Source organism: methanotrophic endosymbiont of Bathymodiolus puteoserpentis (Logatchev) (assembly GCF_900128525.1).
Taxonomy (GTDB): Bacteria; Pseudomonadota; Gammaproteobacteria; order Methylococcales; family Methylomonadaceae; genus Methyloprofundus.
Genome location: NZ_FQTQ01000125.1, coordinates 13,229 through 27,526, shown reverse-complemented (window position 1 = coordinate 27,526; position 14,298 = coordinate 13,229). Strand labels below are relative to the sequence as shown.

General features: G+C 38.8%; 14 protein-coding genes. 8 read left to right on the top strand and 6 right to left on the bottom strand.

Features of this window, described 5'->3' with window-relative positions:
* Window positions 1-130 precede the first annotated feature (130 nt).
* Both BQ7314_RS09945 and BQ7314_RS09940 read left to right on the top strand, forming a co-directional pair.
* On the top strand, window positions 131-1,156 hold the full coding sequence (locus tag BQ7314_RS09945) for a tetratricopeptide repeat protein (RefSeq protein ID WP_174483547.1): 1,026 nt from the start codon (window positions 131-133) through the stop codon (window positions 1,154-1,156).
* A 6-nt stretch (window positions 1,157-1,162) separates the two neighbouring features.
* A complete protein-coding gene (locus BQ7314_RS09940; protein ID WP_280953879.1) occupies window positions 1,163-2,866 on the top strand; it encodes a GspE/PulE family protein in 1,704 nt (567 codons plus the stop codon).
* A gap of 21 nt (window positions 2,867-2,887) precedes the next feature.
* On the opposite strand, the gene nudE is transcribed toward BQ7314_RS09940, so the two are convergent.
* Complete coding sequence (gene nudE / locus BQ7314_RS09935; RefSeq protein WP_174483546.1) at window positions 2,888-3,451, bottom strand: ADP compounds hydrolase NudE; 564 nt, start codon at window positions 3,449-3,451, stop codon at window positions 2,888-2,890.
* Window positions 3,452-3,498: 47 nt separating this feature from the next.
* Between nudE and yrfG the strand changes: the two genes are divergently transcribed.
* On the top strand, window positions 3,499-4,161 hold the full coding sequence (gene yrfG / locus BQ7314_RS09930) for a GMP/IMP nucleotidase (RefSeq protein WP_174483545.1): 663 nt from the start codon (window positions 3,499-3,501) through the stop codon (window positions 4,159-4,161).
* Between the two features lie 221 nt (window positions 4,162-4,382).
* Here the strand turns inward: yrfG and BQ7314_RS09925 are convergent, their stop codons facing one another.
* The gene (locus BQ7314_RS09925) at window positions 4,383-5,648 is read right to left on the bottom strand and encodes a DEAD/DEAH box helicase (protein ID WP_174483544.1); all 1,266 of its coding nucleotides are present in this window, start codon (window positions 5,646-5,648) and stop codon (window positions 4,383-4,385) included.
* A 170-nt stretch (window positions 5,649-5,818) separates the two neighbouring features.
* On the opposite strand from BQ7314_RS09925, the gene trxA reads away from it, so the two are divergent.
* Both trxA and rho read left to right on the top strand, forming a co-directional pair.
* The gene (gene trxA, locus BQ7314_RS09920) at window positions 5,819-6,145 is read left to right on the top strand and encodes a thioredoxin TrxA (RefSeq protein ID WP_174483543.1); all 327 of its coding nucleotides are present in this window, start codon (window positions 5,819-5,821) and stop codon (window positions 6,143-6,145) included.
* 181 nt (window positions 6,146-6,326) lie between these two features.
* Window positions 6,327-7,583 (top strand): transcription termination factor Rho, encoded by a 1,257-nt coding sequence (rho, locus tag BQ7314_RS09915; protein WP_174483542.1) that lies wholly within the window; start codon window positions 6,327-6,329, stop codon window positions 7,581-7,583.
* 73 nt (window positions 7,584-7,656) lie between these two features.
* On the opposite strand, the gene BQ7314_RS09910 is transcribed toward rho, so the two are convergent.
* The 3 genes from BQ7314_RS09910 to BQ7314_RS09900 all read right to left on the bottom strand — a co-directional run bounded on the left by BQ7314_RS09910 (window position 7,657) and on the right by BQ7314_RS09900 (window position 11,362).
* Window positions 7,657-7,929: an oxidative damage protection protein gene (locus BQ7314_RS09910; protein WP_174483541.1), complete on the bottom strand. Its 273-nt coding sequence runs from the start codon at window positions 7,927-7,929 to the stop codon at window positions 7,657-7,659.
* Complete coding sequence (mutY, locus tag BQ7314_RS09905; protein ID WP_174483540.1) at window positions 7,907-8,974, bottom strand: A/G-specific adenine glycosylase; 1,068 nt, start codon at window positions 8,972-8,974, stop codon at window positions 7,907-7,909. The genes BQ7314_RS09910 and mutY overlap by 23 nt, the downstream gene beginning before the upstream one ends.
* 75 nt (window positions 8,975-9,049) lie before the next feature.
* Complete coding sequence (locus BQ7314_RS09900) at window positions 9,050-11,362, bottom strand: AsmA family protein (protein ID WP_174483539.1); 2,313 nt, start codon at window positions 11,360-11,362, stop codon at window positions 9,050-9,052.
* A gap of 175 nt (window positions 11,363-11,537) precedes the next feature.
* Between BQ7314_RS09900 and BQ7314_RS09895 the strand changes: the two genes are divergently transcribed.
* Window positions 11,538-11,765: a hypothetical protein gene (locus BQ7314_RS09895; RefSeq protein ID WP_174483538.1), complete on the top strand. Its 228-nt coding sequence runs from the start codon at window positions 11,538-11,540 to the stop codon at window positions 11,763-11,765.
* 76 nt (window positions 11,766-11,841) lie between these two features.
* On the opposite strand, the gene BQ7314_RS09890 is transcribed toward BQ7314_RS09895, so the two are convergent.
* Window positions 11,842-12,447, bottom strand: coding sequence for a peroxiredoxin (locus BQ7314_RS09890; RefSeq protein ID WP_174483537.1), 606 nt, complete (start codon window positions 12,445-12,447; stop codon window positions 11,842-11,844).
* A 277-nt stretch (window positions 12,448-12,724) separates the two neighbouring features.
* Between BQ7314_RS09890 and BQ7314_RS09885 the strand changes: the two genes are divergently transcribed.
* Both BQ7314_RS09885 and BQ7314_RS09880 read left to right on the top strand, forming a co-directional pair.
* Window positions 12,725-13,234 carry a hypothetical protein gene (locus BQ7314_RS09885; RefSeq protein ID WP_174483548.1) on the top strand — a complete coding sequence of 170 codons (510 nt, stop codon included), beginning with the start codon at window positions 12,725-12,727 and terminating at the stop codon, window positions 13,232-13,234.
* A gap of 113 nt (window positions 13,235-13,347) precedes the next feature.
* Window positions 13,348-14,241: a phosphoribosylaminoimidazolesuccinocarboxamide synthase gene (locus tag BQ7314_RS09880; RefSeq protein ID WP_174483536.1), complete on the top strand. Its 894-nt coding sequence runs from the start codon at window positions 13,348-13,350 to the stop codon at window positions 14,239-14,241.
* Window positions 14,242-14,298: the final 57 nt, after the last annotated feature.

Here is a 14,298-nt window from a genome sequence, read left to right as displayed (position 1 = left end):
GGTTTTATCTTGGGTCGATTTTAAATAAAGTTTATGAGTTGCATCATTATAATTCTTAAATTGAACTTGCCTAAATTAATTTGTGCTCATTCCTTAGTGCCGCTTTAACACTTTATATGCCAGGTTTAATATGAGTTTATTAAATCAAATGCTACGTGATTTAGAACAGAAAAAAAGTACTGATAATCTCCTTTTTGCTCGAGAAAATTCGCTCTATGTCAGCCCTAATGCAAGCAAAAAAAAAGTTAACAAAGTACAAATAATAGGCGTATCAATCAGTAGCATTATTATATTTTTTGCCTATCTAGCATTATCTAAAGCAAAACAGCCAACTATGATTAGCCAGCCTCTCGCCATTCCTGTGCTAAAAACACCTCTACAGCAGATAAGTAAAGAATCTTTAGTGTCAATAAAAGCAGCTCATATCAAAGTAAAACCAGAGTTACCAAGCGCTATAGTCGCTACCTCAGTTAAATCAAAACCAACAATAATGACTAAGCTGCTTAAAAGTAGCCCTAAAAAAACTTCTAGTATGATAGCTCCCGTTATTATCCCTCCCAAACAAGCAAAAAATAGCATTAAGTCTGCCCCATTAAACACCAGGCAACAAGCAGAATCACTGTACCAGCAGGCTTTAGAGAGCAATAATTCGGAACAAGCCATGCATTTATTAAAACAAAGTATTGAGCTAGCCCCGAAACACATTAGTTCTCGTTTACTATTAATTCGCCTATTAATCAATTCTGGCGAAAAGCAAAATGCAATCAACTTATTAGATAAAGGTTTGGTGATTTCTCCGCAAAATACCACATTTATAATGGCCCGAGCACAGCTTTACCTACAAGAAAAAAATTCAGAAAGCGCTCTACAACTCTTAAATCAGGTTACCATGCCAGCTAAAAATGAAGCCTATTTAGCATTGCTGGCCGCTGCTTATCAACAACATAAATCGTATATTCACTCCCGTACTCACTATCAAACCTTAGTGCAACTCAACGCTAATAAAGCCGAATATTGGCTAGGTTTAGCGCTCGCACAAGATGCATTAAAGCAAAAAGAAGCAGCGTATAATGCCTATCAACAAGCATTAAATTTACATAGTTTAAATTCTGCTGTTACCAACTATATACAACACCGCCTCCAACAACTACCTTAAAAACCTATGGATATTACGAGCAACCGAAAAAAAATTCGTATTGGTGACTTGTTAGTACAAAACCAAATTATTTCCCATGAACAACTTATGACGGCACTGGCGGAACAGAAAAAAGTAGGCACAAAGCTAGGTCGAACGCTGATTGATTTGAATTATCTGAGCGAAACAGATTTCTTAAATTTCTTATCTCGTCAGCTACAAATACCCTTTATTGATATTACTAAGCATAAGCGCGATGAAGCGGCAGCCAAGAAATTACCGGAAAATCTAGCACGTCGTTTTCGTGTACTTATTTTAGAAGATAATGAGAGTGATATTTTACTCGCTATGTCTGATCCTACCGATTTAATGGCACTCGATGAGGTTAGTCGAATCCTAAAAAAGCGTGTACGCCCAGTAGTTGTGCGCGAATCTTCTCTATTAGTTGTTATCGACCAATCTTATCGTCGCACTGAAGAAATTTCTCATTTAGCTGAAAAGTTAGAAGATGAATTAACCGAAAATGATTATGATTTTAACGCACTGGTTTCAACAGATGAAATCGCTGATGCGCCAGTAGTCAAATTATTACAATCTATTTTTGATGATGCGATACAAATGAATGCTTCGGATATTCATATTGAACCGGATGAAAAAGTACTACGCATTAGACAGCGAATTGATGGCGTATTAACGGAACAAGTCATCGATGAAGTGAAGATTGCTTCTGCCTTGGTAGTGCGCCTTAAGCTAATGGCTGGGATCAATATCTCAGAAAAACGTATTCCTCAAGATGGCCGCTTTAATATCACTGTTAAAGGCAAAAAGCTGGATGTGCGCTTATCCTCCTTACCTATACAGCATGGAGAGTCTATTGTAATGCGGATTTTAGACCACTCCAAAGGGCTATTAAATTTAAGTGCTTTAGGTATTCCGACAGATATCTTAGAGTGCTTGCGTAAACATATTAACAGCCCCCACGGCTTAGTACTCGTTACAGGACCGACGGGGAGTGGTAAAACCACGACTTTATATGCTGCACTAACCGAAACCAATAAGCCCGAAACTAAAATTATCACCGCAGAAGATCCTGTGGAATATAGTTTACCAAGGGTCAATCAAGTGCAAATTAATGATAAAGTGGGCTTAACTTTTGCATCCGCTTTACGCTCAGCCCTACGCCAAGATCCTGATATTATCTTAGTCGGAGAAATGCGTGATACCGAAACGGCAGATATTGCCATTCGCGCGTCCATTACTGGACATTTAGTTTTTTCTACGCTACACACAAATGGCGCAGTCGAGACTGCAACTCGCCTATTAGACATGGGCATACAGGGCTATATTTTGGCCAGCGCATTGCGTGTAATTATTGCTCAGCGCTTAGTGCGTAGGCTGTGTGAGAATTGTACTGAGCCAGCCATTATAGATGCCAGGCAAAGTACTTGGCTGAGTGAAGTGTGCAAAATAAATGCAGCTGATTTTCCATTTAAACAAGGCTCCGGCTGCCCTCATTGCAAAAACTCAGGCTATAGTGGCCGTATTGGTGTCTATGAATTATTAGAAATGCGCCATGCAACCTTAGATGCACTACGCCGAGGTAATTCAGCTGATTTCACTGCTGCTGCATTAGCAACACCAAATTTCAAACGCTTCTCAGACTGCGCGTTAACTTATGCAAAATCAGGGGTAACTTCTATTGCTGAGGTTATTCGTATTTCTAGTGATTAAACCAAGCCTGCAAAAGCAAAGCTATATCTTGCCTACTTGGGATAAAATATAATCTCTCACCATATATAAAGCAGCAATACTACGCGCCTCAGTACACTCGCCACTCATCACTAACTCTGTTAGGTTATCCAACTTCCAAGGCACCACCTGCAGCTCCTCAGGTTCATCGCCCGTCAACCGTTCTGGGTATAAGTCTTGGGCAAGCATAATATCGGTCATATGCTCCATATAGCTAGGTGCTAATGAGAATGAACTAAGCTGCTGGATATTACGCGCGCCATAACCGACCTCTTCTTTTAATTCACGATTTGCTGCTTGCACACAACTTTCGCCATTATCTATTTTTCCTTTAGGCAAGCCTAGTTCATAACGCTCAACGCCGGCTGAATACTCACGTATTAATAGTACGGTTTCATCATCAATTAAAGGAATAATCAAGACCGCACCATTACTGCCATGCCCCCTGACTAATCGCTCATATTGCCGAGCTGCGCCATTGCTAAACTCTAAATCTAAAGCTTCAATTTTAAACAGCTGGGATTGAGCCACAATATTTCTATTAAGTATCTTCGGTTTTTCTGACATTTTTGGTATGGTGGCTAATATTATTTTTCTTAACTATAACTTTTGTTATGCTCAATTGGAACAAAATTAACACAGTTTTACTGGATATGGATGGTACGTTATTAGATTTAAATTTTGACAACCACTTCTGGTTAGAGTTTGTACCGCAACGTTATGCCCAGAAAAATCAATTATCATTAGCAGCAGCTAAGCAATTTTTACAGCCTTTATTTAAAAGCATGGAAGGGCGGCTGGAATGGTATTGCTTAGATTACTGGAGCCAGCAGCTAAATTTGGATATTGCCAACCTAAAGGCTGAAATTTCAGGTCTAATCGATGTTTTACCACATGTAACTGAATTTTTAACGACATTACAACAAACAGATAAAACCGTCCTTTTAGTGACTAATGCCCATCCTGATAGCTTGTCCTTAAAAATGGAAAAAACTTGTTTACAGCCTTTTTTTGAACAGATTATTTGCTCACATGATTTTGGTTTTGCTAAGGAACATCAACCCTTCTGGGAGGCATTCCAAGCCCAACAAGGTTTTACTAAACAAGCTACTTTAATGGTTGATGATAGCCTATCCGTATTACGTGCAGCGCAATCGTTTGGCATTGCGCATTTAATCAATATTAATAAACCAGATTCACAAAAAGCAGCAAAATTCATTAATGAGTTTCCTGCTATTACTGATTTCCGAGAAATTATGCCACCTAACGTTACATAAATATTCAGCTAAGAATCAAAAATCAATAATATCCGAAAGCACCGCCAGTCCCTCGAGGACTGGCGGTGCTTCATAAACTAAAGTTCTGGGGTATATACTTTGAAATCCAAGATAAATCAGATAAATAAAATCATTAAGCATTTGATTGTTAAAGATTTAAAATAGATACGTTTCGGGTTTTATTTAATGAGCCTTCCTAACTATTTAACTTTAACGCTCTTTTAAACTACTTTAGGCCGGGGCTTTCTTGTTCTAGTATCCTTTACCCCTCTATTCGGGCTTGGCTTTCGCGGCGACCTAGGGCGAGCCGCTGGCTTTATAATTTCTGGCAGTAATTCTTCAGTCATTCGCTGCACTGGAATTTTATGCCCTATATACTCTTCAATATCAGGCATTGAATAGGCATACTCTTCACAGATAAAACTAACTGCCTCACCACTCGCACCAAAACGCGCAGTTCTACCAATTCTATGTACATAATCTTCGACATCTTGGGGCAGGTCAAAATTAAAGACATGTGATACATCAGGAATATGTAAGCCACGAGCAGCCACATCGGTGGCAATCATAATGGTGACTCTATTTTCTTGAAAATCAGCCAATAAGCGCTGGCGTTTATCCTGAGGCACGTCACCGCTGAGTAACGCCACTTTATGCCCGTTAGCAGCCAAGTAACTCTCTAACTTTTCAGCACTACGCTTAGTGTTAACAAAAATAATACTGCGTACTGGGTTATGTGTTTGAATCAAGCCTAATAATAATGGAATTTTCTGCTCATTAGCGGGACAAAATGCAACTTCATTAACGGCATCTGCGGTCATCGTTGCGCTTTCAATTTTAACCATGACGGGCTGATTCATATGCTCATACGCTAATTCCGACACTTTAAACGATAACGTCGCGGAAAAAAGCAAATTTAACCGTTTTTCAGGGCTTGGCATACGATTTAACAAATAGCGTATATCTTTAATAAAACCAAGATCAAACATTCTATCGGCTTCATCTAAAACCATCACTTGAATATTATCCAAAGAAAAATCTTTTTTCCGATAAAAATCAATGAGTCGCCCTGGAGTAGCGATCATAATATCTACATTACCTTGGACAATTTTTTGTTGTTTTTGATAATCAGTGCCGCCGTAAATTAGAGCCATATTAAAATTAAGATATTTCCCTAGTAACAAGGCATCTTTATGAATTTGTATCGCTAACTCACGTGTTGGCGCCAAGATAATCGCTCTCGGATATTTTTTCGTTTCACTTTTATCATTTAACAGGCGCTGAAAAGTTGCCAATAAAAAACTCGCTGTTTTACCTGTTCCCGTTTGCGCTTGCCCCGCGACATCTCGATCCCTTAGGGCAATGGGCAGTGACCGATCTTGAATCGGCGTACACTGATCATACCCTGCGTCATTCAAGCCACGCAAGATAGAGTTTGAAAGCTCTAAGTTAATAAACTGGGTATCTGTTAAATGTGTTTTTTTCATCTATATAGAATACATCAATAACATTGCATTTGCACTGCCAGATTAGCGCTACAAATATTTTAGCTATGCAGCTAATTTCCACACTTCTCAAATATAATAGACAAAAAAATATTGACAAATTTTTTCGTTACAGGGATATTATCACTTTGTGAAATAATTTGGAGAATAGCGTGAGTGACTTGGTCCTTCATGTAACTGATAGTAATTTTGACGAACTCGTTTTAAAAGCTGGCACACCGGTGCTCGTTGACTACTGGGCAGAGTGGTGTGGTCCTTGCAAGATGATTGCCCCTGTTTTAGATGAAATTGCCAATGAATATAAGGGTAAAATTACTGTTGCAAAACTTAACATTGATGATAACCCTACGACACCCGCACATTATGGCGTACGTGGTATTCCAACACTAATGCTATTTAAAGATGGCGATATTGAAGCAACGAAAGTGGGTGCATTAACAAAATCTCAACTTGTTCAATTTATCGACGACAATATGTAATTGATCTTAATCTAGGAAGTAAGCAATAATAATTTGTTACTTCCTAGATTTATATGTATACTCTATTTCTAGTGCTAACCTCACTTGCACTGTCAAAATATCAAACTACCCACATCTTTACCTTAAGCTGACTTTGTCATTCTACATAAACAGCGCCTTCTATTTTTAAACATCTCTTTGTATGAACCTTACTGAATTAAAACTAAAACCTATTACAGATATTATCGCGCTTGCAGAAAGCCTAGGCATTGAAAACGTTTCTCGAACGAGGAAGCAAGAAGTTATCTTCTCTATTCTAAAAAAACAAGCAAAAAGTGGCGAGGATATTTACGGTGATGGGGTTTTAGAAATATTACAAGATGGTTTTGGCTTTTTAAGAACACCCGGCAGTTCATATTTAGCAGGCCCCGATGATATCTATGTTTCTCCTAGCCAAATTAGACGCTTCAGCCTACGCACTGGCGACACCATCAGCGGAAAAATCAGACCCCCTAAAGATAATGAACGCTATTTCGCTATGCTTAAAGTTGAAAAAATCAATTTTGAGCCCCCCGAAAATGCAAAACATAAAATTCTATTTACCAACCTAACACCTTTATTCCCCAATAAACGCTTCATTATGGAGCGCGGTGACGGCTCTAGCGAAGATTTAACGGGCCGAGTTATTGATTTAATTGCACCTATAGGTAAAGGTCAGCGTGGACTTATCGTATCTCCACCAAAAGCTGGTAAAACCATGATTCTGCAAAGCCTAGCCCAGTCTATTGCAGAAAATAATCCTGAGTGCTACCTCATCGTACTACTCATAGACGAACGTCCTGAAGAAGTAACGGAAATGGAGCGCTGTATTCGCGGCGAAGTTATTTCCAGCACCTTTGATGAGCCAGCGTCACGTCATGTTCAAGTCGCAGAAATGGTGATCGAAAAAGCGCGTCGTTTAGTTGAACACAAACACGATGTAGTTATTTTGTTAGACTCATTAACGCGTTTAGCTCGTGCTTATAATATAGTCGCACCCTCTTCAGGCAAGCTACTTTCTGGTGGTGTTGATGCAAATGCCTTAGAAAAGCCTAAACGTTTTTTCGGTGCTGCAAGAAATATCGAAGAGGGCGGTAGTTTAACGATTATTGCAACTGCATTAGTTGATACTGGCTCGCGAATGGATGAGGTGATTTACGAAGAATTCAAAGGTACCGGTAACATGGAATTACACCTTGAACGTAAAATTGCTGAAAAACGCATTTATCCAGCAATTCATATTAATCGCTCTGGCACACGTAGAGAGGATTATTTAGTTAGCCCTGACGAGCTACAAAAAACTTGGATTTTACGTAAAATTCTACAGCCTATGGATGAAATGGCTGCTTCTGAGTTTATCCTAGGTAAACTTAAAGACTTCAAAACCAATGCTGAATTTTTTGAATCAATGAAGCGTTAAAGCCTAAGCTTTTTGCTTACATATAAAAAGGGACATTAGTTACACTTGCTATAACTAATGTCCCTTTTTTATTTTAGCTTTTTAGCGGCACATAGCCCTCAGGCATTTGAAAGTCAGTTCCAAATAAAAACTTTTCTCTTTCCGATTCAATCAGTGCTTTAGCTTTAGGCTCAAAGCTAGATAAACGATGCTCGTTAATTAGCACCGTTTGCATAGCGATCCATTCTTGCCATGCTTTTTGCGAAATATGATCGTAAATATATTGTCCTTTAGGTCCTGGAAAAGGAATTGATTCTAAACCTTCTTCCTCTGTGCTTAGTTTTTTACAGTGTACTAATCTCGCCATTATATTCCTCATTAATTTCATCAAATAACTGCTTTACCGGAGCAGGCAAGGCAATATTTTTCATCTGTAGGTGTTTATACCAGAGAGCCTTATCTACTTCCAGCACATTATTTATAGGGTTATCTATGTGCAACAGTACCGGCTCGTAATCCAAATGGTAATGCGAAAAGGTATGCCGCCGAATAGCTAAGACTTCTTTTTTAACTATATTGATAGTCCTCGAGTGACACCAGCCCTCTAATGCTTGCATATCATCGATCTCGGGCACACTCCACAATCCACCCCAAATGCCTACAGGCGCTCTTTTTTCCAACAAAATTTCCTTGTTCTGATTCAATAACAGAACAAAAACACTATGCTTAGTGGGTATTTTTTTACTAGTTTTTGGTGTCGGCAACTCGTGTACTCGTCCTAGCTGTAAAGCAAGACAATCTGAACGTAAGGGGCAGGCAAGACAATTAGGCTTGGAACGGGTACATAATGTTGCCCCCAGATCCATTATTGCCTGCGTATAGTCCGCCACCCGCTTTTCTGGCGTATAAAATGCGCTTACTGCCCATAATTGTTTATTAATGGCATTGCCGCCTGTCCAACCGTATATCGCTTTAAAACGGGCTAATACGCGCCGTACGTTACCATCTAAAATAGGCTCACTTTTATTAAACGCGATACTTAAAATAGCACCCGCAGTCGACCGGCCAATTCCAGGTAAAGCCATTAAGCCTTCTAAAGAATCTGGGAAATAACCTGCTTGTTGTATTAGCACTGCCGCTTTATGCAAGTTTCTTGCCCGTGCATAATAGCCCAAACCGGCCCATAAGCTAAGCACCTCATCTAAAGGTGCATTTGCAAGTGCATCAACATCTGGGTAACGCTGAATAAATTTATTAAAATAAGGTATCACAGTGACCACTTGTGTCTGCTGCAACATAACCTCAGAAATCCATACCCGATAAGGTGTAACTGGCACAGACCAAGGTAGGTCTTTGCGCCCGAATTGGTCAAACCAATGTAACAAATTTGCTTGAAAAACGTGAGGAGTCATAAATAAATTGCTTAAACTATGTACTTAATCGTACATAGTTTACAAGCAAAATATAGAACTAACGATTTTTTAAACCTAGAAAAAACCTTTTAATAATTTATTCACCGCCTTACCAGCACCTTCCCCAAGGTGTTTATCAATTGCTTTATTGATTTTTTCCTCTTCTTTCTCCGTAATCATTGATAAAGCATCCACGGTATAACTAGGGTTGGAAAAGGTTCCACTAACCTTAATCGCTACCGGACGAGCTTTAGAACTTCGCTTAGCTTTAGCTTGCACTTTATAGCTTAATGCATCATTAACGAGATTTACTGTACCCGCGCCTTTGACTTCTACCGTAGATGACTCTAGCAAAAAATCAGGATTGTTAATAATGCCTTTATTAATGGTTGCCGTTCCTTGTAAGACGGAAAATAAGGTTTGCTCATTAGCATAACTCGCCTTCATCTTTTTACCCTTAGCAAATAGCTTCCCCACATCAAGCATTTCCTGCACATTAAAACCGGTAATCGCACCCTTAGTTACAAAAAAGTTAATATTTCCTGCTAAGGTCGACTTAATATCAGGAATAGTATTACCGCGCATATTTAGTTTTGCTGTAATATTTGCTGCGCCTTTTATTTTTGCTGGTGTATCGGGTTGCATGTCGCCAAATAAAGGTTCTAGCTGTACACCTACGATTTTCTCATTTAAAGAAATAACTGGATTTTTACCCTTTGCATTAATGCTTATCTGCCCGTTATACCGACCATTATAAAGCTGCTTAATACTTTGTTTAGTCGTCAAAACCCCCTGCTTGGCCTGTAGCTTTAAATTAACTCCAGCCATATTTAATTTTGCTACTTTTAACTTAGCAATACTTAAATTACCCGTAATATTCAACCCCCGAATGGTTTCCATTGGAAGCAGGGTTGTCGCCGCAGCAACGGCTGTTGCTGGAGTTGCGGTAGGTGCTGGCGCAGCTCCTTCTTTTTTAGGTGCAATGTAACGATCTACATCAATCGTATCAATCGCCAAATTAAAAGCAATAGCTGGCGTTTTAAATTGCTTAACCCGAGTAAAACCTTTAATTGAAGTATCGTCTAAGTTTATAACTAAATTCTCTAAAGCAATTGAATCAGTCGTTCCTTGTATATTAAACTGCATAGCAAGCTTTTGTAAAACCTGCTTATCTGTGGTTTCTGGCACTGTCATTTTTAACTGCTGCATAAGTGCTTTAGGACTAAATTGCGCAATACGCAATGCTCCTGAATATTGCGGATTTGACTTGATTTGTGTCACTGCTATATCAGCGGTCAAATTAATCATATTAGTATTTAGCTTCAATCCTTTAAGCGTAACCGTTTCTTGCAACAAATCTAAAGCAAGCCCTGTTACCAGGCGCGCATCTAACAGTCCACCTGGAACTACTTCCCCCTTGACCACAGTATCAATTTTAAGCTCGGCCAAATTTGCTATTTGCTTGCTTAAGTCATAAGTTATATCCGACAGCACATGCATCTCAACTTCACTTTCAGGAACAATACCACCTTTAACAGTAGAATCGAGCTTAAACTGGGTAAGTTGAATTTTTTGCTGCTCTAAATCTACATTTATATTCGCTTGAATTTTTGCATCAACCGTACCACCTGACACTATTTCACCACGGGTTGTCGAATCAACAATCAACTGCGTCAACTGTATTCTCTGCATTGATTCATCAATCACCAACATAGTAGACAAAGATAATTTCTCTGTTAACTCAGGCTTAGCATTTTCCAGCAATAAAGACATTTTTACAGAAATAGGCTGATTAAAAGCAACCGCGCCTAGCTTTAAATTAAAGTCTTTAATCTGCGCATGCTGCCCAGACTGTTGATCATCCCAACTCATTTGAGAATCCTCAATAACTAGCCCACCTATTGCCAAAGCTGCTAGAGCAGGGGGTGTATCAGCCTTACTGTCCTCCTCACTTGACCCTGAAGATGCCTCGATGGGTTCTTTTGGTCCAACTAAATCATCCCAATTACTGACACCTTGTGCATCTTTGGCTAAGTGCAACTCCAAGCCTTTTAAAACCACGGTACTGACTTCAACTTCTTTAGAAAGTAAAGGCATTAGCTTAACTTTAATATTACTTTCACCAATCACAGCAAAAGGTTGCTCTTTAAACCCACTAGCATTTCCTAAGATAAGTTTGCCAGTAGAAACACCTACCCATGGAAAAATGGATAAATCTAATTCGCCTTCGATACTTAAAGTTCGTCCCGTTTTATCCTTTACTGCTGCCTCAATTTCTGGCTTATAATCATTTAAATCAACGAATAAAGGAATAATCACTACGGCCGCAATAATTAAAGCGACGATTGTAGAGAAAAATATCAAAATACCTTTCACTAGTTTACCCATTTTATACTCCTGAAGATGGAAGAAATTAAATACTTACTGGATTGAACCCTAGCCCTAGAATAGAATAGAATAGAATAGAGTCATTAATAACCTAGAGATCTGCTTACAGCATAAACTATCAATATTAGATTGATTCTAACTTGATTTGTTATTACACACAAAATTAGGAAAAATAATGTTAATTATATTAATAGCCATCATCACCGCGATTGTATTTTTTAACTCAGGCAAAAAAAATGGCGAAAATGGCATTAAATGGTCAGTTACCGGGTTAATTGGCTATATATTAGGCTTTGCTATCGGCATGGGCGCTATCGGCGAAACTTTCATCTCTATCTTTATAGGCTGTATTAGCGTTTACCTTACCCATTTACAATTAGTAAAAATGGCACATATAAAGTAACTAACACTCAAATTTTAGGCAAAAAAAAAGCGGACTATAAAAGCCCGCTTTTTCTAGCATAGAAACTGACGACTGATTATAATTTGTCAGAGTTTTCGCTTAAGTAAGATGCAACACCTGCAGGCGTTGCATCCATACCTGCATCACCTTTAGTCCAACCTGCTGGACAAACTTCGCCATGCTCTTCGTGGAACTGTAGTGCATCAACCATACGCAGCATTTCGTCAGTATTACGACCTAAAGGTAGGTCATTAACAACTTGGTGACGAACTAAGCCTGTTTTATCAATTAAAAAACTACCACGATAAGCAACTTGTGGGTTTTCAGCTTCTACATCGTAGTCTTTAACAATTGTATGCGCGATATCAGCAGCCATTGTATAACGAACTGGGCCAATACCACCGTCATTAATCGCTGTATTACGCCATGCATTATGAGTGAAGTGAGAATCAATTGAAACTGCAATTACCTCAACACCTCGGCTAGTAAACTCATCCATTCTGTGATCCAGTGCGATCAATTCGCTAGGGCACACAAAAGTAAAATCTAATGGGTAAAATACGATAACCGCATATTTACCTTTTGTAGCTTCTGAAAAACTAAAAGAATCAACAATCTCGCCATTACCTAAAACAGCTGGGACCGTAAAATCAGGTGCTTGCTTACCTACTAATACACTCATATGTGTCTCCTTATGTTTAATACACTAAATAAGCTGTAAATTATACCCACGAACTAGTGGATAGAGAAAATTCTACACTAAAATGCTAGGTAATTCACAAATCGGAAAAAAAAATCTTGTATTTACTCGTAAAAACTAGATAATCACTATCAATATAGAGCTCGTAGCAGAGTTTTATGAAAATACAATGAAATCGGAAAAATATTTGTAAATATTTGTATATCCTAAAAATTACATTCACTTTTTCATTATCAATAATATGCCTAGAAAATCCACCATGATAAAACATAAACACATCACCGAACCTGATGCTTTCGGATACCAAGTTCGCATCGTTCGTCGCGGCAAGGAAAGTAGCCGTTATTTTTCACATAAATTATGGGGCAACAAAAATAAATCCATAGCCGCAGCTATTGCTTGGCGTGATCAAATGTTAGTCGTCCTTAAAGGTAGTAGAACACGCTTCCTAAAGCCCCCAAAAAATAAAACGACGACAGGCTTAACTGGCGTATCAAGGACCATTAAATATGACCGAAGAAAAGATAAAAGCTACCTTTGTTACACTGTCTTTTGGGTTTGCAATGGTAAGTCTAAAAACAAAACGTTTCAAGTTGGCAATGTAGAAACAATTAGTGCCGATGATGAACTGCACGCATTTCGTACTGCTCGTTTATTTAGAAGCTGCTACGAGTACGCGATAGATTATGACGCACATTTTGATGACAGCGTCTTTGCTGGCTGGAAAAAGAAACGTATCTATGATGATTTAGGAATGATGGTCGCTTAAATCTCCCAAACGGCTTCCGCCTAATTAATTCTAAGAAACGCATTATTTTAACTTGCAAAGGATTATTCATATAAAATAGTACGTATTCTTAATATTCAATTTAGCCAGATAATATGACCGCTCCCGCCGCTTTGTTTGAATCCTCAATTTCTAATCTTAAATTACATGCACGTGGCAAAGTGCGTGATATTTATGAGGTTGATGAGCATCACTTATTGATTGTTACCACCGATCGCATCTCCGCTTTTGATGTAGTTTTCCCTGACCCAATTCCTGGTAAAGGCCAAGTACTGACTTCAGTCTCAAATTTTTGGTTTGAGAAAATGCAAGACATTATCCCTAACCACTTATCTGATTTGAGCTTAGAAGACATTGTCCCTGATGCAACTGAACGCGAGCAGATTGAAGGCCGTGCTATTATTGTGAAGAAATTAACACCTTTACCCGTTGAAGCTATCGTACGTGGTTATTTAATTGGTTCAGGCTGGAAAGATTATCAAAAAAGCGGCAGTGTCTGCGGTATTAAATTACCTGAAAGGTTACAATTGGCACAGCAACTCCCCGAAGCCATTTACACGCCATCAACAAAAGCCGCTGTTGGCGATCATGATGAAAACATTTCTTTTGCAGAAACTATTCCTTTACTCGGCGAAGAAATAGCAACTAAAGTTCGGGACATTAGCCTGCGGCTTTATAGCACTGCAGCTGCCTATGCGCAAGAGCGCGGCATTATTATTGCCGATACAAAATTTGAATTTGGCTTAGATAATGCTGGCAAGTTGTATTTAATTGATGAAGCTTTAACACCCGATTCTTCTCGTTTCTGGCCAGCCGAACAATACCAAGTCGGTATTAGCCCGCCGAGCTTTGATAAACAATTTATTCGTGACTATTTAGAAACTTTAGACTGGGATAAGACAGCTCCAGGCCCAAAATTGCCAGATGCGGTGACAACGATTAGTAGTCAGAAATACCAAGAAGCAGCGCTTAAATTAACATCCGTTTAATTAGTTATCAATAAAAATCCAACTTTCTTCTCGCGCCCACATTGTATTTGGGACCAC